This window comes from Bradyrhizobium sp. MI1.10 (genome assembly GCF_055811035.1).
In genome coordinates this window covers 23,602-50,295 of record NZ_JBVVPN010000002.1, presented here as the reverse complement: position 1 = coordinate 50,295, position 26,694 = coordinate 23,602, and the positions used below count along the sequence as shown (strand labels likewise).

The window sequence follows — 26,694 nt, the reverse complement described above, 5'->3', positions numbered from 1 at the left end:
GGGTTGGGTAGCGATGGACGCGACGGCGTCGAGTACGATCGGCATTGCAGGGCGGCTTCGGCTGTGAGCAATGGCTTTCGTGCCTACGACACGACGCCGAAAGCGTTTTCGCATGGCCTCGGGTGTGAGCACACGCCAGCACTCGAAGTTCCAGCGAAGACGTGCGCGGACGAACAAGTCGTGTGGTCCTGACGCCCGGGGTCTGTGCGTCAAGTCCTGCGGTGATGTGGCGGCCCGACCGGGCGCGCGCATCAGTCATCTGCATGGCGACGGGGGCAATAGTGCATCGCTCCCCGGGGAGAGCACGAAGGACACGTTAAAACCATCGCGCAGGGAAGGCCGGGCGATCCGGCGAACCTGTGATCCACCCCGTGTGCATTTCTATCGCCCACGGATCTGCGGGTGCCAGCCGGCGCCCGGCCTTCCCTGCGCCCTTGTCTCCACGAGGGGCAATGCGCCGACGCAAGACTCGGGCGGAACGCGCCGCGAGATCGCGAACTCTCGTCCGTTGTTTGAAACGTGTATCGGCGCGACGACTAGTCTAGCCCACTCTCCGTGTCATCGTCCGCGAAGGCGGGCGATCCAGTATTCAACGGCGGCATTGTGCGAACCCAGCGGCGCCTCGGAGTACTGGATGCCCGCCTTCGCGGAGCATGACACTGTCGTTTTCGCTCTACCGCATCATCATCCGCGCAATCGCTTCCCCGATCACCACCGTCGTGAAGTGGGTGTTGGCCCGGCAATCCGACGGCATGATCGAGGCGTCGGCGACGCGCAGGCCCGTAATACCCTTCACCGTACCATCAGGATTGACCACACCGTCGGCGTCGTTGACACCAGTCATCCGGCAACTGCCGGCAGCGTGCTGGATATCGCCGGTCTCACGGCGCAGCAGCGTGTCGAGTTCGTGATCGGGCAAGGCCGCAGCCTGGGGCAAGCTCAAATCCGTGTCGGCGAGCCGGATCCAGTCCGCGATGCCTGATAGCGCCGGGTGGGTGGTGATCACGGCCAGCCGCTTCACCGCATCCTTCATGCGCAGCATGTCGCGGGGATCGGCCAGCATGTTTTCCTCGACGACAGGATCGATCGCAGGATCGGTCGAGGCCAGCTTGAGCGTTCCACGCGAATACGCGTTGAACAGCCCGGCGCCGATGGCCCCCGGCACGCCGATGCCGCGATGATTGAAAGCGATCATGATCATGTCGCGCTTGCCGCCGTCGGCGAGGCCCGACGAATAAGTCACGCAGCAATTGGTATGGCGGGTGTCCGGATCGGTCGGCCGCAGGTTTTCGTGGAGCTGGATCGTGGCGCGAAACAGCGGGTGGTCGAAGAAGTGCCGGCCGACCGGCAGGTCGCGCTCGACCGCGATCCCCATCGCCTTCAGCTCATGCGCGGGTCCAATGCCCGAGCGCAGCAGGATCGCCGGACTGTGGATGGCGCCGGCGCACAGCACGATCTGGCGCGCGCTGATCTCGCTGGTGCCCTGCCCCTCGATGTGAACGCGGAGGCCGGTCGCCCTTCCGTCGCTGATCAGGACCCGGTCGACCAGTGCATGCCCGCGAATCTCGAGATTGGCGCGGCCGCGCGCGGGCTCCAGATAACCCTCATTAGTCGTGATGCGGCGGCTGTCGCGGCTATTTATGGGATAGCAGGCGACGCCCTCGCCGTCCGGGCCGTTGACGTCGGCGCACCAGGGATGGCCGCTCGCCAGCGCCGCATCGCGCAAGCCGCGATCGATCGGTCCCCATTTGTCCGGCAGCGCGCGATAGACCGGCAGCGGTCCGCCGCGTCCGTGGCCGGCGGCGTCGCCGAATTCCAGGTCATCCTCGATCACCGAGAACAACGGCATCACGTCCTTCGCCGACCAGCCGGTGCAGCCATTGGCGGCCCATTCGTCGAACGCAGCGGCGACGCCGCGGATGGCGATCTGGCCGTTCATCATCGACGAGCCGCCGAGCCCCTTGCCGCGCCAGTAGAAGCGCGGCTCCTGGCCGGCCACACGGCGCGTCAGAAGATCCGGCCATTGCCATTTCTCCTGGTACTCGCGCTTGTGGATGATCGGGATGGGATTTGGCGTCATCACTTCCCAGGGCGCCTCGTCGGCGCGCCAGTCCAGACCCGCCTCGAGCAGCAGGACGCGCCGCGCGGGATCTTCCGAGAGCCGCGCCGCAACGGCGGCGCCGGCGGAGCCGCCGCCGACAACAATGACATCGTACATCGGGCTACTTCTCAACGTTCCAGAACACCGGGATGGCTGACGGTATCAGACCGCGCAAACTGGCGCGAGAGGCGGCAGGCTGGGCGAATTGGCCCCACGGTATTGCGGGTGCCTGATCGTACATGACGGCCTGGATCTCGCCTGCGATCTTCTTGCGATCCTCCTCGGCGGGCGCCTTGGCAAAGGCCTCCATCAGCGGCGTGATGCGCGCGTCACACTGCCAGCCGGTGAAGTCGGCGCAGTTGAAGGCGACCATGACGTTGGTCAAGGGCGAGCCGAGATCGAAACCGCCGGCGTGGACGCCATAGACGCTCCAGCCCTCCTTCTTGGCGCGGCGTGCCAGCACGCTCGCCCAGTCCATCACTTGGAGATCGACGGTGAAACCGGCCTGCTTCAGCCGCTCGGCCAGCACCTGCGCCGAGACGCGCGGGGCTTCGAGATCGTTCGCCTCCATCACGATAACAGGCTCGCCGGCATATTTCGTCGCCTTCAGTGCCGCCCTCGCCGCCTCGATCGACGGGCTCACCGCGGCCTCGGTGCCGGCCTTGCTGTCATAGGTGGTGCCGCAGGTGAAGTATGTCGCGCAAGGGGCCGCGTATTTGGCGTCCAGGCCGAGTGCGTCCAGCACCTCGCGCTGATCGACCAGCTTCCACAGCACGCGCCTGATGGCGGGATCGTCGAACGGCTTCGATGCGGCGTTGAGGCGATAGGCGCCCGCGAACATGTTGCCGCCGGTGAAATTGACGAGTTTCACGCGAGAGTTCTTCTCAAGCGTCGGCAGCAGATCGAACGGCGCATACTGCATGAAATCGACTTCGCCGGCCTGCAGCGCGGAGGCTGCGGTCGCACCATCTGGAATGACGCGGATCTCGAGCGTGTCGATGTTGACGCGCTTGCCGCCGGCGAGGAAGTCGGCAGGCTCGGGACGCGGCACATAGTCGGCGAATTTCTTCAGGACCATGCGGTCGCCGGTGCGGTGATCGGCCTTGCTGTAGACGAACGGGCCAGAGCCGACGATCTCGGTGATGCGCTGGTCGCCGGGCGTTTTGGCAATGCGCTCGGGCATCATGAAGGCGACCGGACTGACGGGATTGCCGAGCGCGTCGATGACGAGACCAGATGGCTCCTTCAGCGTCAGCACGAAGGTTTTTGCGTCGGTGGGCTCGAGCGAGGTCGTGATCGCGAAGATGCGGCGGCCGAGCGCACTGCGGGTGCCCCAGCGGCGTAGCGAAGCGACGCAATCGGCGGCCGTGACCGGCTGGCCGTCATGCCATTTCAGGCCGTCGCGCAGCGTGAAACTGTAGGTCAGGCCATCGGCCGAGACATTCCAGTCCTGCACCATCTGCGGCTTGATCTCGCCTTTGGAATCCTTCGCAAACAGCGTGTCGAACACCATGTAGCCGAAAGTGCGCGTAATGTAGGCCGTGGAGAAATGCGGATCGAGCGTGACGATCTCCGCCTCGAGCACCGCGACGAGATTACCCGCCGCATGCGCCGGCGGCGCGGTCAGCGCCAACGCGAACAGCGCTGGAATGAAAGCCTTCAGTTTGGACATTGGTGCCTTTTGCCTTTTGACCAGCTGTTTGCTGTCGCCAGGAAAAGGCAATGTTCGTGCCCGTTCGAGGAAGGCACTCATGCGCTCACGGCTATCTGCCGCGCGTTTGCGCGCTACACCCTGGCTGTCATCGCCCGGCTTGACCGGGCGATCCAGTATTCCAGAGAAAGCTATGATTGAGCCGAGAGGTCGCGGCGTACTGGATGCCCCGCCTGCGCGGGGCATGACACTGTCGATATGGCGACGGCGAGCCCTACCCGATCACCCTGCCGAACTTGTTCGACTTCGGGAATCCCTTCGGCGCGAGGCGGCCAGCGTCACCGCGGTTGCCTTTCCACTCGGCGAGCTCCTTCATGGTCGCGGAGAATTCGCGGCCTGCGGAGTCTTTCCAGGTCAGGCCCGCCTTGGCGTCGAACACGGCGACGTCGGAAAGACCGCCGTCCTTGTATTTCTGCAGGCGCGCACCGCGGCCACGCGGCATCTCCTGCACCTGGTCGAGCGGGAAAAGCAGCATCTTGCGGTTCTCGCCGATGACGGCGACGGTATCGCCGAGCACCTCGGTAACCGTGCGCGCCTCGTTCGGCATGTCGACGTTGAGGACCTGCTTGCCCTTCTTGGTGGTGCCGACGCAGTCGTCCTCGTTGACGACGAAGCCCTGGCCCTCGTGGCTCGCGACCAGGAATTTGCGTCCGCCCTTGTTGACGAACAGTGTGACCGGCGCGGCCTCCGGCTCCAGATCGATGAACTGGCGGATCGGCTCGCCGTGACCGCGGCCGCCCGGAAGTTTTGCGACATCGAGCGAGTAGAATTTGCCGTTGGTGGCGAACAGCAGCAGCTTCGAGGTCGTTTCCGCGAAGAACGCGAACCCGAGCTTGTCGTCCTGCTTGAAGGCAAGCCCCGAGAGATCCTCGACATGGCCCTTCAAGGTGCGGATCCAGCCCTTGTCCGAGACGACGACGGTCACCGGCTCGCGCTCGACCAAGGCCTCCTCGATGGCGGCGAGATCGTGCTCGGGCGCATCGGCAAAAGTGGTGCGGCGCTTGCCGAGCGGCGTCTTCGGCCCGAACATGTCGCGGACCTTGGCGACCTGCTCACTGACCTTCTTCCACTGCTCGGGCTCGGACGCCAGCAGTCCCTCGATCCCCTTCAGCTCCTTGCGCAGATCCTTGTCCTCGGTGCGGATCTCCATCTCCTCGAGCTTGCGCAGGCTGCGCAGCCGCATGTTGAGGATGGCTTCGGCCTGCACCTCGGTGAGCTTGAACGCCTTGATCAGCGCCGGCTTCGGCTCGTCTTCGTTGCGGATGATCCTGATCACCTCGTCGATGTTCAGATAGGCAATCAGCAGGCCGCCAAGAATCTCCAGCCGGCGCTCGATCTCGGCCTTGCGATGGTTGGTGCGGCGGATCAGCACGTCGCGCAGATGGTCAAGCCATTCGCGCAGGCACTCAGCGAGCCCCACCACCTTGGGGACGCGGCCCTTGATCAGCACGTTCAGGTTCAGCGGAATCTTGTTTTCGAGCTCGGTCAGCCGGAACAGCGATTCCATCATCAGCGCGGGATCGACGTTCTTCGACTTCGGCTCGATCACGATGCGGACGTCTTCGGCCGACTCGTCCCTGATGTCGCCGACCAGCGGCAGCTTCTTCTGGTCGAGCAGCTCGGCGATCTTCTCGATCAACCGCGACTTCTGCACCAGAAAGGGAATCTCGGTGACGACGACGACCCAGGTGCCGCGCGCGCCCTCTTCCTGCTCCCATCGGGAGCGGACGCGGAACGAGCCGCGGCCGGTGGTGTAGGCTTCAGCGATCGCCTGCTTGGAATCGACGCAGATGCCGCCGGTCGGGAAATCCGGACCCTTGACCCATTTCAGCAGCGCTTTGGATTTCGCGTCCGGTTTCTCGATCAGATGCAGCGCGGCGTCGCAGAGCTCGGCGGCGTTGTGCGGCGGGATCGAGGTCGCCATGCCGACCGCGATACCCTGCGCACCGTTGGCGAGCAGGTTCGGGAAGCCGCCGGGCAGCACGATCGGCTCTTTCGACTGGCCATCGTAATTGGGACGGAATTCGACCCCGTCCTCATCGATGCCGTCGAGCAGAAGCCGCGCGACGTCGGTCATGCGCGCTTCGGTGTAGCGATAGGCGGCGGGATTATCGCCGTCGATATTGCCGAAATTGCCCTGGCCGTCGACGAGCGGGTAGCGCGAGGAGAAATCCTGAGCGAGACGCACCATGGCGTCGTAGATCGCCTGGTCGCCGTGCGGATGGAACGAGCCCATCACGTCGCCGACGATTTTGGCGGACTTCTTGAAAGCCGTGCCCGGATCGAGCCGGAGCAGGCGCATGCCATAGAGGATGCGCCTATGCACCGGCTTCAGGCCGTCGCGGGCATCGGGCAGTGCGCGGTGCATAATGGTGGAGAGCGCGTACGCGAGATAGCGCTCTTCCAGCGCCTCACGCAGCGGCACCTCGTGAATTTCGGCCGGTTCCTCCGGCGGAATCAATCGTTTTCCCATGCCGCCCGGTTAAACCGTGGAAGCGAATCGGGCAAGGATCGATTGGTTCCCTGTGGGCGGCCTACTGGCCGGCCCAGCCTGCGGTGAAGGTCTGGGTGGGTTGGGCGTTTTTGGCCTGCGTGGTGGCCGGGGCATTGGTCAGGCACCGCCGGGCCGTCTCGATCTCGGCCTCCGTCGCGCCCTTGGACCGCGCCCATGCCTCTGCTGCCACAGCAGAATATTTGGCCACATAGAATCTGACGACGGTACAGGAGGCACGGCGAAAGACGCCCGGCTGCTCACCCGCGAGGGCGTCCGGCGCCAGCGCCATCAGCGCTGCCGATATCACAAGTCCCTTGATCAGCATCAGGATATCCCCGGTTGGAACCCCGGGGGCAAGTCAGGGAAACCCGATTTCGTTCCACGGCGGGCAGACATATTGCGACAATGCAGAGCCGCGTTTGGCTCATGGCGCGGGAATCGCGGCCTTTGCCTGCTGCCGCGTCAACGCGCTGATGAAGCCTGCCCGCGCGTCGGAATGGCCTTGCCCGCGCGGCTCCAGCACATGGCGCAACAGGAAAAGGCCGGTCAGTCGAAAGCCGTCCTGAAGATCCTCGTCGGTGAGGTCGCCCTGCACCTCGCCCTGGCGCAGGAACGGCGGCAGCCGCAATAGCCGGTCGCGCCACGGTTCGCCCGCCCCGCGCGACACCGCGCCGCCGGATTTGGGCGAGACGTAGATCAGGTCGGTGGTCTCTCCGGTTACGGCGCAGTTTTCCAGCGCCAGCCCGAAGCCGAGCTCGGTGAGCATTGCCAGTTCGAAATGGATCACGTGTACGGCGGCGCTGCCGATGTCGTCGAAATCGTCCAGCGAATGTTCGAGCAGCGCCAGGAGGTTTTCGTGCGGATCGCGCTCCGGCAGCAACCGTGCGATCGAAGCGAGGTGGGTGATGCCGTAGACTCCGTGGGATGATCCCAGCAGCGTCGCCGCCCGCAGCTTGAGGCCCTCGATGGCATAGGTGCCGAGATGCTCGTCGAGCCGCGCCCGCCACACCACGCTGAGGCTGTTGCCGGGCTGCAGCAGCGGCCGCATCCGCGAGCCGGTGCCGCCGCGGACGAGACCGAGATGGCGGCCGTGCGCACGGGTCAGCAGCTCGACGATGGCGCTGCTCTCGCCATGCCGCCGCACCCCCAGCACGATGCCTTCGTCGGTCCATTCCATCGGTGAAGTCTAGCGGATTCCGGTCTTCAATCGTAGGGCGGATTGGCGGGAGGCCGGAAAGTGAAGCGCCGCCAATCCACCCGACGCGGCCTCACGCGTTGAACCAGCCCTGCGCGTCGCCGCGGAACGAGAAATACAATCCCATCGCCGTCAGCACGCAGGAGACGATCTCGATGGCGCTGTCGAGTTCCATGCCCTTCTCGCCGATGATCTGGCCGAGCGAGATCACCGACAGTACGAGTGCTGCCGCCAGCACCCAGCGCGGCCAGTTCTTGCGCCCGCGCGCGGCCAGCCGGACGAAATAAACCAGCAGCAGGATCATGCCGCCGGCAAGCAGCGACGACGTCATGATCATCTGTTCGGTCATCTCGGCAGTCGGCGTGCGGTCCTGCACCGCCACCGACAAGGCATCCAGCATCAACGATGCATAGAGCAACGCTTCGAAGCGCCGTACGTTGCTGGGTACGCTCATCGCCGACCGATCTTTTCTTGGTTATTCTTTGGGAAATTCCAGGCCCATCTCGCGGTAGCGATCGGGATCGTCGCTCCAGTTCTCGCGCACCTTGACGAACAGGAACAGGTGCACCGGCACGCCCAGGATCTCGCCGATCTCCTTGCGCGAGTCCGCGCCGATCGACTTGATGGTGGCGCCGCCCGCGCCGAGCACGATCTTGCGCTGGCTTTCGCGCTCGACGAAGATCGTCTGCTCGATGCGCACCGACTTGTCCTTGCGCTCCTCCCACTTGTCGGTCTCGACGGTGGACTGGTAGGGCAATTCCTGGTGCAGCTTGCGAAAGATCTTCTCGCGGGTGATCTCGGCCGCAAGCTGCCGCATCGGCGCGTCCGACATCTGGTCTTCGGGATAGAGGAACGGCCCCGGCGGCACGATCTCGGCCAGTGTATGCCTGAGGTCGTCGACACCGTCGCCGGAGATCGCCGCGATCATAAACGTCTGTGCGAAGGCCATGCGCTCGTTGGCGGCCTGCGCCAGCGCCAGCAGCTTCTCGCGCTGGACCAGGTCGACCTTGTTGATGACCAAAATCTTCTCGTGCTTGACGCTGGCGACCTTGGTGAGGATCGCCTCGGCTTCCTCGTCGATGCCGGCCTTGGCATCCAGCAGCACGCACACGAGGTCGGCGTCATGCGCGCCGCTCCAGGCGGTCGAGACCATGGCGCGGTCGAGCCGGCGCTTGGGCAGGAAGATGCCGGGCGTATCGACCAGGATGATCTGCGAATTGTTCTCGATCACGATGCCGCGGATCAGCGCGCGCGTGGTCTGCACCTTGCGCGAGACGATCGTGACCTTGGCCCCGACCAGCGCATTGACCAGCGTGGATTTGCCGACGTTCGGCGCGCCGATCAGCGCGACGAAGCCGCAGCGCGTCGCGGTGGGTGCCTCGCCGCTTGCTTCAACCGTCATTGCCGCCGCCAACGCCTTCACGTTCGATCATCACTGAAGCTGCCACTTTCTCTGCCGCACGCTTGCTGCCGCCGATGCCTTCCGCCGGAGCGAGTCCCGGAAGATCGACCGCGACGCGGAATTGCGGATCATGATGCGGGCCGGTGCGCTCGACCTCGCGATAAACAGGCGTCGGCAATCCCTTGCCCTGCGCCCATTCCTGGAGAACGGTCTTGGGATCGCGCAACGGACGCCGCGGCTTGTGCATGCGCTCGGTCCAGTTGCGCTTGACGAAATCGGCCGCCGCCGCGTAGCCGCCGTCGAGGAAGACGGCGCCGATCACGGCCTCGCAGATGTCGCCGAGCACGCTCTTGCGCAGGCGCGCGTCGGCGCTGGAGCCGACCGAGCCGAGCTTGATGTCGTCCAGCAGACCGAGCGACTTGGCGACATCGGCGCAGCTCTCCTTGCGCACAAGTTCGGCAAGTCGCTTGGACATCTCGCCTTCGTCAGCGTTCGGGAAGGCGTGATAGAGCATGTCGGAGACGACGAGCCCGAGCACGTGGTCGCCGAGGAATTCCAGGCGCTGATAGCTGTCGCCGCGCTTGCGCCCGGACTTCAACGCGGAGACATGCGTGATGCCTTGCATCAAAAGGTTCGGATCGGCAAAGCTGTAGCCGATGCGTGCCTCGAGCCCCGCGTTCGCATCCGAGCCCCTGGCCTTGCTGCTCCGCACCCGCTTCTTCTTTGCGGGCGTCTTGTTTTCAGGCGTCTTGCCCTCAAGGCTCTTGGTCGCAGCTTCGCCGTCGGGGCCCGCTTGCGCCTCGGTCGGCAGGGTCGCGATGTCCTTGGCTTCGTCTTTCATCGGACGATTTTGAAGAAGCGATTCCAGCGCACCGCCCACGGCCAGCGCCAGAACATCCATGCATGCTCGCCTTCGGCGATCGAGAAGAAGATCATCTGGGCGCGCCCGATCAAATTCTCCTGCGGCACGTAGCCGACCTGGCCGAGAAAGCGGCTGTCGGTGGAGTTGTCGCGGTTGTCGCCCATCATGAAGAAGTGGCCGGTCGGCACGGTGTAGACGTTGGTGTTGTCGACGTAGCCGTTGTCGGCGCAGTCCAGCGTCTCGTAGGACACGCCGTTCGGCAGCGTTTCCTTCCAGCGCTTCACCCGGGAGACGCCGCTGCCTTCGGCGCCGCAGGGATCCTCGCCGACAAATTCGCTCATGCGCTGCCGCTCGACCGGCGTGTCGTTGATGTAGAGCAGCCCGTCCCGCATCTGGATGCGGTCGCCGGGCAGGCCGATCACGCGCTTGATGTAGTCGGTGGAATCGTCCTTCGGCAGGCGGAATACGACGATGTCGCCGCGGTTCGGGTCCGAGCCCCAGATCCGCCCCGAGAACAACGGCGGTGAGAACGGGATCGAATAGTGGCTGTAGCCGTAGGAATATTTCGAGACGAACAGATAGTCGCCGACCAGCAACGTGGCCTTCATCGAGCCGGATGGGATGTTGAACGGCTGAAACAGGAAGGTGCGGATCACCAGCGCGATCAGGAGAGCGTGGATCACGACCCGGATCGTTTCGCCGACGCCGCTCTCAGTTTTCGTTCCTGAAGTCACGCTCATTGCTCTCTCAATTCCGGCGGGCGGTCACAGCGCGCCCTCCTCCCGCGAACAGCCCATCGCTCGCGGCCCAAGGAGATTGTCCTGATTCTGATAATGAGGGCCAATTCCGGCGTAAAGCCGAATTCGCCCAGCCTGATTTGCGTCCGCGGACTTTTAGACGGTTGTCGGAGGCCACGCAATCAAGGATCGCATCAAAACTGCATAAGCATTTGATTTTGAATGCGAATTATAAAATGATCGGTGCCCAATCAGGGTTTGTCCAGCGGCACGGCGGAAATGATGACCAAGGCCTGTGCCAACGGCCAGTCATCGGTGATCGACAGGTCGATCTGCGCCGTGAACCCCTCCGGCGTCAGGGCCTGGAGCCGGGCCAGCGCCCCGCCCGTCAATTGCATGGTTGGCCGCCCTCCCGGCAGGTTGACCACCCCCATGTCGCGCCACCAGACGCCGCGCCTGATGCCGGTGCCGAGCGCCTTGGAACAGGCCTCCTTGGCGGCGAAGCGTTTGGCGTAGGTTGCCACCACCATCTTCTCGTTCTTGGCGCGCCGTTCCGCCTTGGCCCGCTCGGCCGCGGTGAAGATGCGGTCGAGGAAGCGCTCGCCATGGCGGTCGATCACCTTGCCGACACGGGTGATGTCGATCAGATCGGAGCCGATGCCGATGATCATGCCCGGCTCCGGCCGCGGTCCATCGCCGCGCGCATGCTGCGCACCGTCTCGGCGAGACCGACGAACAGGGCTTCGCCGATCATGTAGTAGCCGATGTTGAGCTCCATGATCTCAGGCAAGCCGGCGATCGTCTCCGCCGTCGCGTAGTCCAGCCCGTGTCCGGCGTGAACCTCCAGCCCTGCTTCCTTCGCCAGCTTCGCCCCCGCCACGATTCGCCGCCATTCGGCCTCGGCCTTATCAGTGTGACCATCGACGACGGCGTCGCACCAGGCGCCGGTGTGGATCTCGATCACGGGCGCGCGCAGCCGCGCCGCCATCTCGATCTGGGCAGGATCGGCCGCGATGAACAGCGACACCCGGATGCCGGCATCGTTCAGCCGCGCGATAGAAGGCGCCAGCGCATTGTGCTGTCCGACGACGTCGAGCCCGCCTTCGGTCGTCACCTCCTGGCGCCGCTCCGGCACGAGGCACACCGCGTGCGGCCTGGTGGCGAGCGAAATGCGCATCATGTCGTCGGTGGCCGCCATCTCGAAATTGAGCGGCTTGGAGATCTCGGCTTTCAGCCGCGCCATGTCCTCGTCGCGGATGTGCCGGCGATCCTCGCGCAAATGAGCGGTGATGCCGTCGGCGCCGGCCTCGATCGCCAGCAGCGCCGCGCGCACCGGATCGGGATTGCGGCCGCCGCGCGCGTTACGCAGGGTCGCGACATGATCGACATTGACGCCGAGGCGGAGCGGAGGTGCAGGCATTTCAGGACTCACGGAATCATAGGGACAGACCAGGACGGAAGGCGTCTATCCATTAACACGTTCGGCGCGGGCGACGACCGCCTTCGCGCGCAGCTGGGCCAGGATCGCGCTCAAATGCTTGAGATCGTAGACTTCGAGATCGATCGTCGTCTCCGTGAAGTCCGGTGAGCGGCGCTGCATGCTGATGTTGTCGATGTTGCCGTCGTGCTCGGCGATCACGGTCGCGATCTGCGCCAGCGCGCCGGGCTCGTTGACGTTCTCGACCTTGATGCGGGCCGGGAAGCGCTGCGGCGCGGAGTCCTCGATGTCCCAGCGCACGTCAAGCCAGCGCTCCGGCTCCTCTTCGAAATCCTTCAGGGCCGGCGCCTGGATCGGGTAGATGGTGATGCCCTCGCCCGGCGTGACGATGCCGATGATGCGATCACCGGGCACCGCGCCGCCGTTCGGCGCGAACTTCACCGGCAGGTCGGAATTGATGCCGCGGATCGGGATCGCGACCGGGCTGCGCGGCGGTTCGGACGACTTCTCCTTGAGCTTGCCGGGAAGCCCCTTCTTGACGCCGTAGCGCGCGATGCGCTCCTCCTTGTAGTCGGGATACATCGCACGCGCGACGTGGGAGGCCTTGATCTCGCCGCGTCCCACAGCCGCCATGACGTCCTCGATCGAGGTTCGTGCCAGTCGCGGCAGCGCGCCCTTGAGCTTGTCGTCGGCGTATTCGATCTTGGCGCGCTCGAACAGGCGCTCGACGATGCGCCGGCCGAGACCGACATATTGATCGCGCACCGCAGTCCTGGTGGCGCGGCGGATCGCAGCGCGTGCCTTGCCGGTGACCGCGAGCGTTTCCCAGGCCGACGGCGGCGCCGCTTGCGCTTCCGAGGTCAGCACCTCGACCTCGTCGCCGTTCTGGAGCTCCGAGGACAGCGGCGCAAACTGGCCGTTGATCTTGCAGCCCACTGCGCTGTTGCCGACGTCGGTGTGTACGGCATAAGCGAAGTCGATCACGTTGGCATGGCGCGGCAGCGCGATCAGCTTGCCCTTCGGGGTGAAGCAGAACACCTGGTCGTGGAACAGCTCGAGCTTGGTGTGCTCGAGGAATTCCTCGGGGTTGGCGCTCTCCGAGAGAATGCCGATGGTGTGGCGCAACCAGGCGAACGCATTGGACTCGCGCTTGAGGAATTCGGTCGGCGAGCCCACGCCTTCCTTGTAGAACACGTGCGCGGCGATGCCGCGCTCGGCGATTTGGTCCATCGCCTCGGTGCGGATCTGCAACTCGACGCGCTGGTTGCCGGGGCCGATCACGGTGGTGTGGATCGAGCGGTAGTCGTTCTGCTTCGGCGTCGAGATGTAGTCCTTGAACCGGCCGGGCACGACCGGCCAGTTGGTGTGGACGATGCCGAGCGCGCGGTAGCAGGCCTCGATGTCGTTGACGACGACGCGGAAACCGAAGATGTCGGACAATTGCTCGAAGCCGACCGACTTGCGCTCCATCTTGGTCCAGATCGAGAATGGCTTCTTCCGGCGGCCATAGACCCGCGCCCCCAGGCCCCGGTGGCGCAGATTGTTCGAGAGCTGGTCCTCGATTTCGCCGATCAGATTGCGGTTGCGCTCGGCCAGCGCATCGAGCCGCTGCATCACCACCGAATAGGCTTCCGGGTCGAGGGTCCGGAACGACAGGTCCTCCAGCTCCTCGCGCATCTCCTGCATGCCCATGCGTCCGGCCAGCGGCGCATAGATGTCGAGCGTCTCCTCGGCAATGCGCCGTCGCGATTCCGTCGGCACGAAGTCCAGCGTGCGCATGTTGTGCAGGCGATCGGCGAGCTTCACCAGGAGCACGCGGACATCGTCGGCAATGGCCAGCAACAATTTGCGCAGATTCTCGGCCTGCTTGGCCTCCCGCGATACCAGTTCCAGCCGCTTCAGCTTGGTCAGGCCCTCGACCAGCGCGCCGATCTCGGGCCCGAAGATCTGGTCGATCTCGGCCCGCGTCGCTTCGGTGTCCTCGATCGTGTCGTGGAGCAGCGCAGCCACGATGGTGGCGTCGTCGAGCTTCAGGTCGGTGAGAATCGCCGCCACTTCGAGCGGATGGGAGAAGTACGGGTCGCCCGAGGCGCGGGTCTGCGAGCCATGCGCCTTCATGGCGTAAACATAGGCGCGGTTCAGCAGATCTTCGTCGGTGTTGGGATTGTAGGACCTGACGCGCTCGACGAGGTCATATTGACGCATCATGCGTGCGCGAGGCTTCGCCGGGCGCGCCACCGGCGCAGTCGGGGCCACAGCAACCGATTCGGTTGCGGCCTGCATCTGCGTTGGTGTGCGGCGTCGATATACCATGCCGTCCTGCCTTCAAACGGACCACGACAGAGCCCGTTGTATACATCTTAGCTCCGATCGCGCGCGTGTCCGATCAATTCAGTGACAGGGGCAGGCGCTAACCGACGACGCTATGGTAACCACGAAAACGCAAACAAAAGCAAAGGCCCGAACAACGGTTCGGGCCTTTGATCAGATCACAAAGAAGTCGATGAGCGCGACGGGACGATTTACTCGTCCTCCTCGGGCTGCTCCTCGGGAGGCGCGAGGCCTTCGAGACCCTTCAGGAGCTCTTCTTCGGTCATGCGCTCAACCGCGACTTCGGTATCGTCTGCATCCACGCTTGCACCGGCGGAACCGATCAGCGGCACAGTGTCCGGCTCGGGCTCGTCGACCTCGACGAACTTCTGCAGCGAGTGCACCAGTTCCTCGCGGAGGTCCTCCGGCGAAATGGTGGTCTCTGCAATTTCGCGCAAAGACACAACAGGGTTCTTGTCGTTATCGCGGTCAACCGTTAGTTGTGAACCAGACGAAATCATGCGGGCACGGTGGGCGGCCAGCAGGACCAGGTCAAACCGGTTGTCGACCTTGTCGATACAATCTTCTACGGTGACGCGAGCCATCGACTGTCGCTCCGTTGTGGGTGGGACGAAATATGTGGATGAATGCCGGTAGTTATAGGTGCCGGGAGGGTTTCGCAAGGCCAATTTGTGATTTGGCCTCGCCAAACGGCTCTGCTACCCCCACATTGGGGCTGGGATGGGTGGTTTCCCGGGCTGCCGGCGACGGCGGCGCCGGGAGTGTGCGAGTTGGCCATAACTATACCTTGATTGCACCGACTTCTCCGGATTTGCGGTTTCGACGGGTTTCGGCGGGACTTTAGAAGTGCGCGGCTTGCTGTCGCCGCGCCAACAAAAAACGATCAATCACGAACTCTACGCGAGCAAACTGAATGTCACCTTCCTCTACCGACAAGATCGCGCTCTTCATCGATGGAGCCAATCTCTACGCGACGGCGAAAACTCTGGGCTTCGACATCGATTACAAGCGTCTGCTGAAGGAGTTTCAGAGCCGCGGGACGCTACTTAGAGCGTTCTACTACACCGCGATCATCGAGGATCAGGAATACTCCTCGATCCGGCCGCTGATCGACTGGCTCGACTACAACGGCTACACCGTGGTCACCAAGGCGACCAAGGAGTTCATCGACGCCTCCGGCCGCCGCAAGGTCAAGGGCAACATGGACATCGAGCTCGCCGTGAACGCCATGGAGCTCGCCGAGCACATCGACCAGATGGTGCTGTTCTCGGGCGACGGCGACTTCCGCTCCCTGGTCGAGGCCGTTCAGCGCCGCGGCGTGCGGGTCACCGTGATTTCCACGATCGCCAGCCAGCCGCCGATGATCGCCGACGAGCTGCGCCGCCAGGCGGACGTCTTCACCGACCTCGTCGAGCTGCAGTCCAAGCTCGGCCGCGACCCGTCCGAACGCCCCGCACCGCGTGACCGCGGCGACCGCGAGGCGCGCCACCACGCTCCGCAGTTCCTCCAGCGCGCAACCACGATGGCGCCGGCGAGGGGCGATGACGACTTCGAGGAGTGAGGCGGCCCGGTCAAGCCGCCAGCCTCTCAGCCTCGTCCCCGACCGTGACTGTCCGCTCTGTCCGCGCCTGGTCGCCTTTCGCGAGGCGAACCGCGCGCGCGAGCCATTGTGGCACAATGCACCGGTTGCGCCTTTCGGCGACATCAAGGCGCGCCTGCTGATCGTCGGCCTCGCGCCGGGGATGCAGGGCGCCAACCGCACCGGCCGTCCCTTCACCGGCGATTATGCCGGCGATCTGCTCTACGCCACGCTGCTCGAATACGGCTTCGCCAAGGGCCAATATCAGGCGCGTCCCGACGACGGCCTGAAGCTGGTCGACTGTCGGATCGCCAATGCGGTGCATTGCGTGCCGCCGCAGAACAAGCCGCTGCCGGTCGAGATCAACACCTGCCGGCAGTTCCTCGCGGCTAATCTCGCAACGATGCCGAACCTGCGCGCGATCGTCGCCCTCGGGCGTATTGCGCACGACACCGTGCTCAAGCCGCTGAACCTGAAGGGATCGCAAGCTCCCTTCGGCCACGGCGCCGTGCATCAGGCTGGCGCTTTCAGGCTCTACGACAGCTATCACTGCTCCCGCTACAATACGAACACCCGCGTGCTGACGCCGGACATGTTCCGCTCCGTGTTCGCGAAGGTGAAGAGCGACCTCGATTAATCCTTAGACGAACCCTTGGCCGGGTTGGCCTTCAGCCAGTCCAGGACATCGCCGGCGTTCCGGTCGGGCGGAAACACCGGATAGAACACATGCGTGATCCTGGCGTCGTCGACGATCAGCGCAAGGCGCTTGATCAGCGTCAGGCCCGCGACCTCCATGGTCGGCAAATTCAGGGCGCGCGTAAGCGCCAGCTTGTCGTCCGAGAGCACCGGGAACGGCAGATGCAGCCGCGAGGCCATCTCGGTCTGGTACGCGTTGCTTTGCGTCGAGAGACCGTACACCTGCGCGGCACCGGCGGCCTTCAGCTCGGCGAACAGATCGCGAAACGCGCAGGTCTGCGGCGTGCAGCCGCGCGCGCCCGGGATCATGTCCCAATCGTCGACCAGCGCGATCTTGCCGGGCTCGCCGGTGCGCGGATAGGCGAACACCACGGTCCGGCCACGCAGCGCCGACAGCGCGACTGACGTGTCGTCAGTGGCGAGCAGACTGACCGGCGGCAGCGTCATGCCTTGCAGGTGCGCGGCGCCGCCGTCATCCGCCGGGGCGGGAATCCGGGTCCAATCGACCTCGAGCAGGTTTCTCTGAGTCATCCCGCTATCCCCTCGCCCGCATCAGGCGGCCCTTCTCCCGGCTCCAGTCGCGCTTCTTCTCGGACTCGCGCTTGTCGTGCAGCTTCTTGCCCTTTGCAACCGCGAGCTGTAATTTGGCGCGACCCCGCTCGTTGAAGTAAAGCTTGAGCGGGATCAGCGTCATGCCTTCGCGGTCGACCGCGCCCATCAACTTGTTGATCTGCTTGCGATGCAGCAGCAGTTTTCGCGGCCGCTTGGGCTCGTGATTGAAGCGGTTGCCCTGGAGATATTCCGGAATGGTGGCGTTGATCAGCCAGATCTCGCCGTCCTTGGAATCGGCGTAGGATTCCGCGATCGTGCTCTTGCCGTTGCGGATCGACTTGACCTCGGTGCCGGTCAACGCAATGCCGACCTCGATCGTATCCTCGATCGCATAGTTGAAGCGGGCCTTGCGGTTTTCCGCCATGACCTTGATCGGACGTTCGTTCTTGTCGGCCATGGAAGACAAACCTGATCGAGATGCGCGAGGACGCTAACAGTTTGGATGAAGCGAGCGCGTCAAGACTTCTTGAGGAGATCGCGGATCTCGGTCAGCAGCTCGACCTCGGCCGACGGCTTTGGTGGAGCGGCAGGCTGCGCCTCGTCCTTGCGCTTCAACTTGTTCATGGCACGGATCACCAGGAACAGCACGAAGGCAATGATGATGAAGTTGATCGTCAGCGTGAGGAAGTTGCCCCAAGCCAAGACGGCGCCCTGCTTTTTCGCGTCCGCGAGATTTGCGGCGGTGACCTTGCTCGAAAGCGGCGTGAAGTAGTTCGAGAAGTCGAGGCCGCCGGTGGCCGCACCGATGATCGGCATGATCACGTCGCCGACCAGCGATGTGACGATGGCGCCGAAGGCCGCGCCGATGATGACGCCGACCGCGAGATCGACGACGTTGCCCTTCATGGCGAACTCGCGGAACTCCCTGAGCATCCGCGTGCCTCTTTCGTCGATCGCCATGAAAGCTCCCCGATCGGCTAGCGCGTCAGTTGATGAGGCCGGCATGAACCATCGCGCTGCGCACCGCAACGCGGGTCGGCTCGGTGACCGGCACCATCGGCAGCCGCAGCGTCTCGTCCAGCTTGCCGAGCAGCGACAGCGCGTACTTGATCGGCGCCGGATTGCTCTCGATGAAGAGGTTGTTGTGCAGCGGCATCAGCTTGTCGTGCAGCTTCAGTGCGGTGGCATGGTCGCCTTTCGCCCAGGCGGCCTGGAACTCCGAGCACAGCCGCGGCGCGACGTTCGAGGTCACCGAGATGCAGCCATGGCCGCCATGGGCCATGTAACCGAGGATGGTCGCATCCTCGCCCGAGAGCTGGTTGAAGTCCTCGCCCATCGCCGCGCGCTGCTGTGAGACGCGGACCATGCTGGCGGTGGCGTCCTTGACGCCGGCGATGTTCTTCAGCTCCCACAGCCGCGCCATGGTGTCGACCGACATGTCGATCACCGAGCGCGGCGGGATGTTGTAGATAATGATCGGAATCCCGATCGCGTCGTTGATCGCCTTGAAGTGCTGGTACATTCCTTCCTGGGTCGGCTTGTTATAGTAGGGCGTCACGACCAGAACCGCGTTCGCCCCCGCCTTCTCGGCGTGCTGGGCGAGCTCGATCGCCTCTTTTGTCGAGTTGGACCCGGCGCCGGCGACCACGGGCACGCGGCCTTTTGCTTCCTCGATGCACCATTCAACGACCTTCTTGTGCTCGTCATGGCTCAGCGTCGGGCTCTCGCCGGTGGTGCCGACCGGGACCAGGCCGTTGGTGCCCTCTGAAATCTGCCAGTTGACCAGGGAGCGGAACGCCGCCTCGTCCAGCGAGCCGTTCTTGAACGGCGTGACCAAGGCGGTGAACGATCCCCGGAATTTCGTCTTGGCTGCCATGGACTTCCTCCGTACGCGGCGATCTCGAGCGAGCCGCATTCATATCGGGTCTATCCCGCCGGTAAAAGACCCGCCTCGGCGTGACGCACCGTTTAGGCCGCGATTTTGCCGTGGTGGTGGTGCAAACCCGGCGAAGGTAAGCGGCTGTTGGTATTTTGTCCGCATATTCAATCAAATACAGCCAGATCTTGTACAGCTGGGTCTTGAGCCAATTGACTGATTCGGGGCGACGAAACGCCGTGATCTCCTTTCCGCGCGCCGCATGGCGATCCACCGGTCTGATCGTGTGCCTGATGGCAGGGCTGTCCGCGGGCTGCGCCGCCTGGGCCAAATCCAATGAGACAACCGCGGAGACCGCCAAGGAAACCGCTAAGGAAACCGCGAAGCCCGCCGCCAAGCCAGCCGCCAAGGACACTTCGAAGGGAGCGTCCAAGGGAACCGGTAAGGAACCTTCGAAGGACGCCGCCAAGGGGGCAAGTAAGGGCGCAAGCAAGGGCGCGACCAGTCCCCCCGCCAAGGATGCCGCGAAGAAGCCTGGCAGGGATGCTGGCAAGAACGCAGGCAAGGAACCTGCGAAGGACAAGCTGAAGCCTGCGGCTGCCGCGCCAAAGTCAACGCCGACCGCTGGCGCCTTTGTCCCGAAAACCGCACCCGCGCCGGCTGCGACGGCCACCGTCAGACCCACCGCTCCGGCCCCCGCCAAGCCCGTCGCGGCTCCTGTCCTGGCTCCGGCGACCCGCCAGCATGCCGCCCCGCGCAAGCCGGTCACACCGGCTGCGGTTGCCGCGACCTCCTCGACGTCGCAAGCCGACAAGGACACGCTGGAGGCCGTGATCGAGCTCGTGCGCAAGCGCAAGGCGGGCGACGCCACCAATGCCGCGGGCACGATCTCAGATCCCGTGGCGCGAAAGCTCGCGGAATGGATCATCCTTCGCAGCGAGGACAATGGCGCGACTGTCGAGCGCTACCGCGCCTTCCTCTCCGCCAATCCGAGCTGGCCGTCGCAGACCTTCCTGCGCCGGCGCCTGGAGGCCGCGATGTGGGACGACAGGCGCGACGACCAGGTTGCGTGGTCGTGGTTCGAGAACGAATCCCCCGTGTCCGCCAAGGGCCGCTTCACGCTCGCCAAGGCGATGCTGGCGCGCGGCGACCGCGCCAACGCCGAACGTCTGGTGCGCGACGCCTGGCGCAGCGACCCGATGTCGGAAGAGACCGAGAACAACGCACTCGACCAGTTCGGCGCGCTGCTGACGCCCGGCGATCAAAAGGCGCGGATGGACACGCTGCTCTATGGCAGCGAGAACGAGGCTGCATTGCGTGCCGCGAAGCGCCTCGGGGCCGGCTATGTCGCACTCGCCAAGGCCCGAATCGCCTCCCTCAAGAAAGCCCCGAACGCACGTGCGTTGCTCGAAGCCGTGCCGCGCGAGCTGCACGGCGATCCCGGCTTCGTCTTTAGCAAGATCCAGCTGCTGCGCCGCGAGGAGAAATTTGCGGAGGCCGCCCAGCTCATGCTGTCGGCACCGAAGGATCCGGGCCGGCTCTACAATCTCGACGAATGGTGGATCGAGCGGCGCCTCCTGGCGCGCAAGATGATCGATACCGAGGAATTCCGCAGCGCCTATCTGATCGCGCGCGATGCCGCCCTGCCCTCGCGCGACATCTACAAGACCGAGCAGGAGTTCACCGCCGGCTGGATCGCGCTGCGCTTCCTCAACGATCCCGCGGCCGCGACTCAGCATTTTGCCCGCATCGGGATCGGCAGCGTCAATCCGACCACGCTGGCGCGCGCCGGCTATTGGCAGGGCCGCGCCGCCGAAGCTGCAGGCCGCCAGCAGGAGGCGCGCAACGCCTACGCGCGGGCCGCCGAGCAATCCACCAGCTATTACGGCCAGCTCGCACGTGCCAAGCTCGGCCTGCCGCAGATCGAGCTCAACGCTCAGCCGCGCAGCCGCGGTGCCGAACGGCTGGAGATCGTGCGCGCCGCGCAGCTGCTCTACGAGCTCGACGAGCGCGAGATGGCGATACCGATGCTCGCCGACATGGGTGAGAACGGCGATCCTGAAGCGCTAGCCGGCCTTGGCGAGCTCACCCAGCGCCACAGCGACGCCCGCGGCATGCTGCTGCTTGGCAAGGCCGCGCTCAATCGCGGGCTGCCGTTCGATTTCTACGCCTATCCCGTCAACGGTATTCCGCAGTTCACGCCGATCGGCCCCGAGGTCGAGCGCAGCATCATCTACGCCATCGCGCGGCAGGAGAGCGCCTTCAACCCCTCGGTCGTCTCGCCGGCGCAGGCCTATGGGCTGATGCAGGTGACGCCGGACGCCGCGCGCTATGTCTGCAAGCGGCACGGCGGGACCTACGATCTGGGACGTCTGAAGAACGATTCGGCCTACAACGCCACGCTCGGCTCGGCCGAGCTCGGTGGGCTGCTCGAGGACTATCGCGGCTCCTACATCATGACTTTTGCCGCCTACAATGCCGGCCGCGGCAGTGTGAAGAAGTGGATCGATCGCTACGGCGATCCGCGCGACCCCAAGGTCGATGCGGTCGATTGGGTCGAGCTGATCCCGTTCTCCGAGACGCGCAACTACGTGCAGCGGATCATGGAGAACCTTCAGGTCTACCGCGCCCGCTTCGGCGGCGGCACGCGGTTGCAGATCGAGGCCGATTTGCGCCGCGGCGCCGGCAGCGTGGAGTAACTGCGTGCCCCTAACGACTCCGATGACAAAGCATCCACGCATGCAGCGCAGATAGGGCGCGCAATAATAAGAGACGAAAATGGATCAGATAATGTTGAGCGTCGTCCGTGCGGTACAGGCAGGCGCGACGACGATGAAGGGCGTGATCGACGCCACCGGACTATCTCGTCTCAAAATCGAACGTGCGTTGAATGCCCTAGAGAAGCAGCAGCTCCTGGTTCGAGACGGCCAGGGGTTTAGATCGACCAGTCTGCCGAAGGCAGCCCGGCAGTGCGGATCGTGCAATGCCTGCTGCGATATCCTCGAGGTGGCCGCCGTCGACAAGCCCGTGAACCAGCTGTGCAGGCATTGGCAGACGGGCGCGGGATGCACCATCTACGACCGCCGTCCGCAGATGTGCCGGTCCTTTGTCTGCGCCTGGTTGCAAGGTCACCTCGACGACGACTGGTTTCCAGCGAAATCGGGCATCATCGTGCATTTCAGCCAGGATGCGGTCAACGTCACCGTCGATGACCATTGCCCCGATCGCTGGCGCGAGGAGCCTTATTTCAGCAAGCTCGCCGAATGGTCGCTGAACGGCATCAAGAGAATCGGAAACCGCGGTTACGCGACCCTCGTTGTGTCCGGTGCCGATAAGTTCCTGCTGCTGGGACGGACCATCGTTCCCGAACCGACGCTGTTCGGAACAGCGTTCCTGCCGCTTACGGCCGACACTTTCCGGTTCTGGCGGGCGAAATCGCAGGAGCATTTGCAGCGGCTGCACGAGCGCATCGCCGAGATCGAGCGGATCAGACAGGAATTCGGCTCCTGCGCGATTCCCGACGAACTGGATGACGACCCCTACCCGCCCTATCGGTCGGCTCTTCTGCGCTGGTCGAATCACGCCTGAACTCCCACGCGGTCCACGCGGAGTAATTCGCCGTATGCCGCTCGATGCGCGCCGGTCGCGATCGAAACGTGGCGGCGGGCACGCGCGAAAGACGCCGCCCCGGGAGTTCGGGACGACGTCTTGAGGCTGGAAGCTACGCTACTTGGCGATTGCAGCTTGCGCGGCTGCGATCTTCGCCTTCACGGCATCGAGATTGAAGCTCGCGCCCTTCTGCATGGGCGGAAATTCGATCGCCGTCATCGCCAGCTTCTCAACCTGCTGCTGGACAAAGACAAAGCGCCAGAATTCGTATTTGAACCAGTCGAAGTATTGCTGGGCCCCGTATTTGGTCCCGCTATCGGGCCAGCCCGTGCGCTCGAAAGGATCGAGGCGAAGGTTGGTCAAATAGGGCACGTCAACCTTGCTTTTATCACCCAGCCAGCCTCCGGGCTGGTCGATGAAACGATACTTGTAGTCGTCGATGCGCACGGCCCCCAGCTCGCTTTCGCCGAAATAAAAGATTTCATGCCGATTTGACGGCCCCTTGCCAGTGATCATGTCCAGCTGATTGTAACCATCCAGATGGCACTTGTAGGTGCGGTCACCGATGTGTTTACCCTTTTTGAGCTCGTCGACGATGTTGGGATTGCCTGCAGCGGCCAGGAAGGTCGGGAACCAGTCCAGTCCGGACATGATGCCGTTCTCGACCTTGCCGGCCGGCACCTTGCCCGGCCAGCGGATCATCGCCGGCGCGCGGAAGCCGCCCTCCATGATCGTGCCTTTGCTCTGCGCGAATGGCGTCTGTCCGCCATCGGGCCAGGTGAAGACCTCGGTGCCGTTGTCGGTCGTGAATACCACAATGGTGTTGTCATCGACGCCCATATCCTTCAGCTTCTGCATCACGACGCCAACGTCGTCGTCGAGCTGCGCCATGCCGGCTTCATGGATGGACCAACCATTCTTGGAGTTGCGCATCGCCTGGTACTTCGGCGACAGGTGCGTAACGATGTGCATGCGGGTCGGATTGAGCCACAGGAAGAATGGCTTGTTGTCGGCCTTGGCCCTGTCGATGAAATTGAGCGCGAGGTCGCGGATTTCATCATCCACGGTTTCCATCCGCTTGGGATAGAGCGTTCCGGCGTCCTCGATCCTCTGCTTGCCGACCTTGCCCCAGCGCGGATCCACGGTGGCGTCGTCCACATTGGTCGCCCACGAGTGGACCATGTTGCGCGGACCGACTGTGTTCAACAGCTCCTGCGGATAAGCGGGGTGGGCCGGATCTTCCATCGCGTCGAGGTGATACAGGTAGCCAAAGAACTCGTCGAAGCCATGCACCGTCGGTAGAAACTCGTTTTTGTCGCCAAGGTGGTTCTTGCCGAATTGGCCGGTGGCGTAGCCCATACCTTTCAGCGCCGCAGCAATGGTCACGGCCTCCGCCGGCAAGCCGGTGGGAGCGCCGGCCTGGCCGACTGTGGTCATGCCGGTGCGGATCGGCAGCTCGCCGGTGATGAAGTTGGCGCGGCCCGCCGTGCAACTCGCCTCGGCATAGTAATCGGTGAACAGCATGCCTTCGGCGGCGATCTTGTCGAGGTTTGGCGTCCGCCCGGCCATCATCCCGCGGTGGTAGGCGCCGATATTCCAGATGCCGATGTCGTCACCCATGATGACGACGATGTTCGGCCGTTGCCCGGGCGCAGCGGGCGCCGGCGCCGCGGCTGGTTGCTGCGCTTGTGCAGGGCTCGTCAATCCGATGGCCGAAAGCGCCGAAGCGGCGGCGAGAGAACTACCACTTAACAAGAGATCGCGGCGTTTCATTCCGCCGCCGTTTGGTCCCGCGCTCATCTCAGGCTTTTCCGGAATCCTATCGTTACTCATGACGCGATCCTCTTCCTGGTGATGCACCTGAAGCCGACATGGCTTGCTGAGGTGTCGATCGGCTCGGCATGACGCGCTGCCGGACGATAGCGGCGGCAATAGTTAGGCGCGCAAAGATGCGAGCCGCCCTTAAGCACCTTGCGCGGAATTCTTATCTTCGGATTTCGGGCGTCGTAGCTCGCATTTTCGGGCCCACCCCGCGGATTTTGCGGAATGCAACACGCCTTCGGCGAATCGGCTTCGTGCACCGGCGAATACCAATCGGCCGTCCATTCCCAGACATTGCCGATCATGTCATGCAGCCCGTAACCGTTGGCCGGGAACGCTGTGACCGGCGAGGTGCGCTCGAAGCCATCGGTCGCCAGATTCTCGTGGGGGAAATTACCCTGCCAAATGTTCGCCATATGTTGGCCGCCGGGTAACAGCTCGTTACCCCATGCGAATTCGGCACCGTCTCGTCCGCCGCGTGCAGCGAACTCCCATTCAGCCTCGGTCGGTAATTCCTTGCCGGCCCATTTGGCATAGGCTTCGACATCTCGGTAGGCGACGTGCACGACGGGATGGTTCTCGAGCCCGCGCAAGTTACTGTGCGGCCCGTAAGGACGACGCCAATTGGCTCCGAACTTGAACGTCCACCATTCGCTCCAATGGTGCACGTCCACCGCTTGCTGCGGGGGTGTGAAGACGAGAGAGCCGGCTTTGAGCATGCGCGGCAATGCGCCAGGATAGTCCTTCGCATGGGGTGTCAGTTCAGCGAGGGTGACGTAGCCAGTCGCGTTGATAAAATCGCGAAATTGGCGATTGGTGACAGGCGTTCGGTCTATCCAAAATCCGTCCACAGTGACCCGGTGGACCGGCGCCTCCTCAGGATAGTGAGTCTCGGAACCCATCCGAAAAGTTCCGCCGGGGATATAAACCATCTCCTGGTTTGCTTGCCCCTCAACCGCTGGCCCGGAAAAACATTCCCCACCGGTGAAATTCATTTCATCTTGCCCCTCAACTAACCTTATGGCGGTGTCACGGACATCCGATGGTTCGCGTTCTCACTCGAAGGCGAATATCCGCTTCCAGTCATTCTTCATGTCGACCACCGTCCATCGATTCACCGCTGCGGCGTCCAGGGCCTTGTCCAATTTCCCGAAGTGGGATTGGCGGTCGTAGGCATATTCGCGCTCGGCGTCAGTATGGTGGACGAGCAAACCGAACCGCGCGCCGGGGGCGAGCGTCGCCCATTGGAGCATTTCAAGGTCTCCATCCGAGTTGCCAAACGCCGCGATGGGGCGGCGGCCGATATGTTCATTGATTCCGATTGGCTTACCGCCCTTGTCATCGATGAAATTGACCTCGGGCAACCGGAACAGGACCGGGGTGCTGTCGCGCATCTCAAACCGGGTCTTGATCGAGGATCCGACCACCTGCTCTGGAGGGACGCCGTAGATGGCATCCGTCCACGGCCGCATGAACTCAACACCGCCGCCTGAAACGATGACAGTCTTGAAACCGTTCGCCCTAAGGTAGGCGAGCAATTCCAACATCGGTTGGTACACCAACTCGGTGTAGGGTCGTTTGAAGCGTCTGTCGCGCGCCGTCGCAAGCCAGTCCGCGACGATCGTCTCAAACTCTGCCGTCGTCATACCGGCGTGGGTGACCGCGACCAGTTCGGCAACGCCCTTTTCGCCGGAAGCTGCGAGCGCGTTCATCTCGCCGTCCAGCACCGCCGTGAAGGGCTGTTTGCCCTTCCATTCCGGGTGCATCGGAGCCATGCCCTTCACGCGATCGAGCACAAAGGCAAGCTGCACATACATGGGTTGTTCGATCCACAGCGTGCCGTCATTGTCGAAGGTTGCGATCCGCTGTTGGGGCGGCACGAAATATGGGCCGCCCTGGTCCGTGACGCGCCTAACGAAGTCGACGATAGATGTCTTCGCCGAACCGTCATTCCAGGAAGGCAACGGATCGCGCTGGGATTGTGCCAGCGCCGACCTGGAGTAAAGCGAGGCTGAAAGCAGCGGAAGCACCGCCAGGGAAGAAAGAAGAGCGCGCCGATCCAGAGATTCAATGATTGGCGTCATACCCATCTCCAATTGCTCTGCAAAAGGGGTCGCAACATGCGATCATTCGCCGCGGGCAGCATCTCGTAGTGTTGAAGGATGCTCGAACGATTTTCTGTGGTCAGACGACGATCTCGTCTCCGTCAGCTATTTTCCGGTAGTAGGTCTTTTGAGGGCAAGTAAGGCTTACAGAAACGGAGCGGCGCACTTCGGGGTTGATCTAGATC

24 protein-coding genes are annotated in these 26,694 nt (G+C 63.8%); 4 read left to right on the top strand and 20 right to left on the bottom strand.

Annotation, left to right across the window (positions count from 1 at the left end; translation table 11 throughout):
• Nucleotides 1-673: 673 nt before the first annotated feature.
• The 13 genes from AC0L3K_RS02315 to rpoZ all read right to left on the bottom strand — a co-directional run bounded on the left by AC0L3K_RS02315 (nucleotide 674) and on the right by rpoZ (nucleotide 14,855).
• Complete coding sequence (locus AC0L3K_RS02315; RefSeq protein WP_007603405.1) at nucleotides 674-2,218, bottom strand: GMC family oxidoreductase; 1,545 nt, start codon at nucleotides 2,216-2,218, stop codon at nucleotides 674-676.
• A 4-nt stretch (nucleotides 2,219-2,222) separates the two neighbouring features.
• Nucleotides 2,223-3,773 (bottom strand): ABC transporter substrate-binding protein, encoded by a 1,551-nt coding sequence (locus tag AC0L3K_RS02310; protein ID WP_473365448.1) that lies wholly within the window; start codon nucleotides 3,771-3,773, stop codon nucleotides 2,223-2,225.
• Between the two features lie 253 nt (nucleotides 3,774-4,026).
• Nucleotides 4,027-6,285 carry a DNA topoisomerase IV subunit A gene (gene parC / locus AC0L3K_RS02305; protein ID WP_473365447.1) on the bottom strand — a complete coding sequence of 753 codons (2,259 nt, stop codon included), beginning with the start codon at nucleotides 6,283-6,285 and terminating at the stop codon, nucleotides 4,027-4,029.
• A gap of 61 nt (nucleotides 6,286-6,346) precedes the next feature.
• Nucleotides 6,347-6,631, bottom strand: coding sequence for a hypothetical protein (locus tag AC0L3K_RS02300; RefSeq protein WP_473365446.1), 285 nt, complete (start codon nucleotides 6,629-6,631; stop codon nucleotides 6,347-6,349).
• Nucleotides 6,632-6,730: 99 nt separating this feature from the next.
• A complete protein-coding gene (gene recO / locus AC0L3K_RS02295; RefSeq protein ID WP_473365445.1) occupies nucleotides 6,731-7,483 on the bottom strand; it encodes a DNA repair protein RecO in 753 nt (250 codons plus the stop codon).
• Nucleotides 7,484-7,574: 91 nt separating this feature from the next.
• A complete protein-coding gene (locus tag AC0L3K_RS02290; RefSeq protein ID WP_007603399.1) occupies nucleotides 7,575-7,955 on the bottom strand; it encodes a hypothetical protein in 381 nt (126 codons plus the stop codon).
• 21 nt (nucleotides 7,956-7,976) lie between these two features.
• The gene (era, locus tag AC0L3K_RS02285) at nucleotides 7,977-8,903 is read right to left on the bottom strand and encodes a GTPase Era (RefSeq protein WP_219684708.1); all 927 of its coding nucleotides are present in this window, start codon (nucleotides 8,901-8,903) and stop codon (nucleotides 7,977-7,979) included.
• Nucleotides 8,893-9,744, bottom strand: a complete 852-nt coding sequence (gene rnc, locus AC0L3K_RS02280) for a ribonuclease III (protein ID WP_007603396.1) — start codon at nucleotides 9,742-9,744, stop codon at nucleotides 8,893-8,895. The genes era and rnc overlap by 11 nt, the downstream gene beginning before the upstream one ends.
• Nucleotides 9,741-10,505, bottom strand: a complete 765-nt coding sequence (lepB, locus tag AC0L3K_RS02275) for a signal peptidase I (protein ID WP_007603395.1) — start codon at nucleotides 10,503-10,505, stop codon at nucleotides 9,741-9,743. Before lepB ends, rnc begins: the two co-directional genes overlap by 4 nt.
• 248 nt (nucleotides 10,506-10,753) lie before the next feature.
• A complete protein-coding gene (acpS, locus tag AC0L3K_RS02270; protein ID WP_473365444.1) occupies nucleotides 10,754-11,173 on the bottom strand; it encodes a holo-ACP synthase in 420 nt (139 codons plus the stop codon).
• Nucleotides 11,170-11,922 (bottom strand): pyridoxine 5'-phosphate synthase, encoded by a 753-nt coding sequence (locus tag AC0L3K_RS02265; protein WP_473365443.1) that lies wholly within the window; start codon nucleotides 11,920-11,922, stop codon nucleotides 11,170-11,172. The genes acpS and AC0L3K_RS02265 overlap by 4 nt, the downstream gene beginning before the upstream one ends.
• 45 nt (nucleotides 11,923-11,967) lie before the next feature.
• On the bottom strand, nucleotides 11,968-14,253 hold the full coding sequence (locus AC0L3K_RS02260) for a RelA/SpoT family protein (RefSeq protein ID WP_473365442.1): 2,286 nt from the start codon (nucleotides 14,251-14,253) through the stop codon (nucleotides 11,968-11,970).
• 209 nt (nucleotides 14,254-14,462) lie between these two features.
• Nucleotides 14,463-14,855 carry a DNA-directed RNA polymerase subunit omega gene (gene rpoZ, locus AC0L3K_RS02255; protein WP_007603391.1) on the bottom strand — a complete coding sequence of 131 codons (393 nt, stop codon included), beginning with the start codon at nucleotides 14,853-14,855 and terminating at the stop codon, nucleotides 14,463-14,465.
• A gap of 329 nt (nucleotides 14,856-15,184) precedes the next feature.
• On the opposite strand from rpoZ, the gene AC0L3K_RS02250 reads away from it, so the two are divergent.
• Together AC0L3K_RS02250 and AC0L3K_RS02245 are read left to right on the top strand one after the other, a co-directional pair.
• The gene (locus AC0L3K_RS02250; protein ID WP_007603390.1) at nucleotides 15,185-15,832 is read left to right on the top strand and encodes a LabA-like NYN domain-containing protein; all 648 of its coding nucleotides are present in this window, start codon (nucleotides 15,185-15,187) and stop codon (nucleotides 15,830-15,832) included.
• Nucleotides 15,813-16,487 (top strand): uracil-DNA glycosylase, encoded by a 675-nt coding sequence (locus AC0L3K_RS02245; RefSeq protein WP_007603389.1) that lies wholly within the window; start codon nucleotides 15,813-15,815, stop codon nucleotides 16,485-16,487. Before AC0L3K_RS02250 ends, AC0L3K_RS02245 begins: the two co-directional genes overlap by 20 nt.
• Here AC0L3K_RS02245 and AC0L3K_RS02240 read toward each other — a convergent pair.
• The 4 genes from AC0L3K_RS02240 to dapA are packed head-to-tail and all read right to left on the bottom strand — an operon-like array spanning nucleotide 16,484 to nucleotide 18,974.
• Entirely contained in the window at nucleotides 16,484-17,077 is a 594-nt protein-coding gene (locus tag AC0L3K_RS02240; RefSeq protein ID WP_007603388.1) for a peroxiredoxin, read from the bottom strand. The genes AC0L3K_RS02245 and AC0L3K_RS02240 overlap by 4 nt on opposite strands.
• 4 nt (nucleotides 17,078-17,081) lie before the next feature.
• Nucleotides 17,082-17,555, bottom strand: a complete 474-nt coding sequence (smpB, locus tag AC0L3K_RS02235; RefSeq protein WP_007603387.1) for an SsrA-binding protein SmpB — start codon at nucleotides 17,553-17,555, stop codon at nucleotides 17,082-17,084.
• 59 nt (nucleotides 17,556-17,614) lie between these two features.
• Complete coding sequence (mscL, locus tag AC0L3K_RS02230) at nucleotides 17,615-18,058, bottom strand: large conductance mechanosensitive channel protein MscL (protein ID WP_219684713.1); 444 nt, start codon at nucleotides 18,056-18,058, stop codon at nucleotides 17,615-17,617.
• A 25-nt stretch (nucleotides 18,059-18,083) separates the two neighbouring features.
• Complete coding sequence (dapA, locus tag AC0L3K_RS02225; RefSeq protein ID WP_007603384.1) at nucleotides 18,084-18,974, bottom strand: 4-hydroxy-tetrahydrodipicolinate synthase; 891 nt, start codon at nucleotides 18,972-18,974, stop codon at nucleotides 18,084-18,086.
• A 293-nt stretch (nucleotides 18,975-19,267) separates the two neighbouring features.
• Between dapA and AC0L3K_RS02220 the strand changes: the two genes are divergently transcribed.
• Both AC0L3K_RS02220 and AC0L3K_RS02215 read left to right on the top strand, forming a co-directional pair.
• Nucleotides 19,268-21,673, top strand: coding sequence for a lytic transglycosylase domain-containing protein (locus AC0L3K_RS02220; protein WP_473365487.1), 2,406 nt, complete (start codon nucleotides 19,268-19,270; stop codon nucleotides 21,671-21,673).
• Between the two features lie 79 nt (nucleotides 21,674-21,752).
• Complete coding sequence (locus tag AC0L3K_RS02215; protein ID WP_354128876.1) at nucleotides 21,753-22,562, top strand: YkgJ family cysteine cluster protein; 810 nt, start codon at nucleotides 21,753-21,755, stop codon at nucleotides 22,560-22,562.
• A 138-nt stretch (nucleotides 22,563-22,700) separates the two neighbouring features.
• Here the strand turns inward: AC0L3K_RS02215 and AC0L3K_RS02210 are convergent, their stop codons facing one another.
• From AC0L3K_RS02210 to AC0L3K_RS02200, 3 genes are read right to left on the bottom strand one after another with little or no spacing between them, the layout of a single operon-like run.
• On the bottom strand, nucleotides 22,701-24,356 hold the full coding sequence (locus AC0L3K_RS02210; protein WP_354128875.1) for an arylsulfatase: 1,656 nt from the start codon (nucleotides 24,354-24,356) through the stop codon (nucleotides 22,701-22,703).
• A 56-nt stretch (nucleotides 24,357-24,412) separates the two neighbouring features.
• Nucleotides 24,413-25,399, bottom strand: a complete 987-nt coding sequence (locus AC0L3K_RS02205) for a formylglycine-generating enzyme family protein (RefSeq protein ID WP_219684716.1) — start codon at nucleotides 25,397-25,399, stop codon at nucleotides 24,413-24,415.
• A gap of 60 nt (nucleotides 25,400-25,459) precedes the next feature.
• Entirely contained in the window at nucleotides 25,460-26,488 is a 1,029-nt protein-coding gene (locus AC0L3K_RS02200; RefSeq protein WP_354128874.1) for an HAD family hydrolase, read from the bottom strand.
• Nucleotides 26,489-26,694: the final 206 nt, after the last annotated feature.

Bases quoted from the DNA above. Each gene is read 5' to 3' on its own strand.
- AC0L3K_RS02265 (WP_473365443.1), bottom strand. From the start codon at position 11,922: ATGCCTGCACCTCCGCTCCGCCTCGGCGTCAATGTCGATCATGTCGCG.
- acpS (WP_473365444.1), bottom strand. From the start codon at position 11,173: ATGATCATCGGCATCGGCTCCGATCTGATCGACATCACCCGTGTCGGC.
- mscL (WP_219684713.1), bottom strand. From the start codon at position 18,058: ATGGCGATCGACGAAAGAGGCACGCGGATGCTCAGGGAGTTCCGCGAG.
- AC0L3K_RS02260 (WP_473365442.1), bottom strand. From the start codon at position 14,253: ATGGTATATCGACGCCGCACACCAACGCAGATGCAGGCCGCAACCGAA.
- AC0L3K_RS02245 (WP_007603389.1), top strand. From the start codon at position 15,813: ATGACGACTTCGAGGAGTGAGGCGGCCCGGTCAAGCCGCCAGCCTCTC.
- lepB (WP_007603395.1), bottom strand. From the start codon at position 10,505: ATGAGCGTGACTTCAGGAACGAAAACTGAGAGCGGCGTCGGCGAAACG.
- AC0L3K_RS02220 (WP_473365487.1), top strand. From the start codon at position 19,268: ATGGCAGGGCTGTCCGCGGGCTGCGCCGCCTGGGCCAAATCCAATGAG.
- AC0L3K_RS02205 (WP_219684716.1), bottom strand. From the start codon at position 25,399: ATGAATTTCACCGGTGGGGAATGTTTTTCCGGGCCAGCGGTTGAGGGG.
- AC0L3K_RS02200 (WP_354128874.1), bottom strand. From the start codon at position 26,488: ATGACGCCAATCATTGAATCTCTGGATCGGCGCGCTCTTCTTTCTTCC.
- AC0L3K_RS02215 (WP_354128876.1), top strand. From the start codon at position 21,753: ATGGATCAGATAATGTTGAGCGTCGTCCGTGCGGTACAGGCAGGCGCG.
- era (WP_219684708.1), bottom strand. From the start codon at position 8,903: ATGACGGTTGAAGCAAGCGGCGAGGCACCCACCGCGACGCGCTGCGGC.
- AC0L3K_RS02250 (WP_007603390.1), top strand. From the start codon at position 15,185: ATGTCACCTTCCTCTACCGACAAGATCGCGCTCTTCATCGATGGAGCC.
- AC0L3K_RS02300 (WP_473365446.1), bottom strand. From the start codon at position 6,631: ATGCTGATCAAGGGACTTGTGATATCGGCAGCGCTGATGGCGCTGGCG.
- rpoZ (WP_007603391.1), bottom strand. From the start codon at position 14,855: ATGGCTCGCGTCACCGTAGAAGATTGTATCGACAAGGTCGACAACCGG.
- parC (WP_473365447.1), bottom strand. From the start codon at position 6,285: ATGGGAAAACGATTGATTCCGCCGGAGGAACCGGCCGAAATTCACGAG.
- AC0L3K_RS02210 (WP_354128875.1), bottom strand. From the start codon at position 24,356: ATGAAACGCCGCGATCTCTTGTTAAGTGGTAGTTCTCTCGCCGCCGCT.
- AC0L3K_RS02240 (WP_007603388.1), bottom strand. From the start codon at position 17,077: ATGACTCAGAGAAACCTGCTCGAGGTCGATTGGACCCGGATTCCCGCC.
- dapA (WP_007603384.1), bottom strand. From the start codon at position 18,974: ATGGCAGCCAAGACGAAATTCCGGGGATCGTTCACCGCCTTGGTCACG.
- AC0L3K_RS02315 (WP_007603405.1), bottom strand. From the start codon at position 2,218: ATGTACGATGTCATTGTTGTCGGCGGCGGCTCCGCCGGCGCCGCCGTT.
- recO (WP_473365445.1), bottom strand. From the start codon at position 7,483: ATGGAATGGACCGACGAAGGCATCGTGCTGGGGGTGCGGCGGCATGGC.
- smpB (WP_007603387.1), bottom strand. From the start codon at position 17,555: ATGGCCGACAAGAACGAACGTCCGATCAAGGTCATGGCGGAAAACCGC.
- rnc (WP_007603396.1), bottom strand. From the start codon at position 9,744: ATGAAAGACGAAGCCAAGGACATCGCGACCCTGCCGACCGAGGCGCAA.
- AC0L3K_RS02310 (WP_473365448.1), bottom strand. From the start codon at position 3,773: ATGTCCAAACTGAAGGCTTTCATTCCAGCGCTGTTCGCGTTGGCGCTG.
- AC0L3K_RS02290 (WP_007603399.1), bottom strand. From the start codon at position 7,955: ATGAGCGTACCCAGCAACGTACGGCGCTTCGAAGCGTTGCTCTATGCA.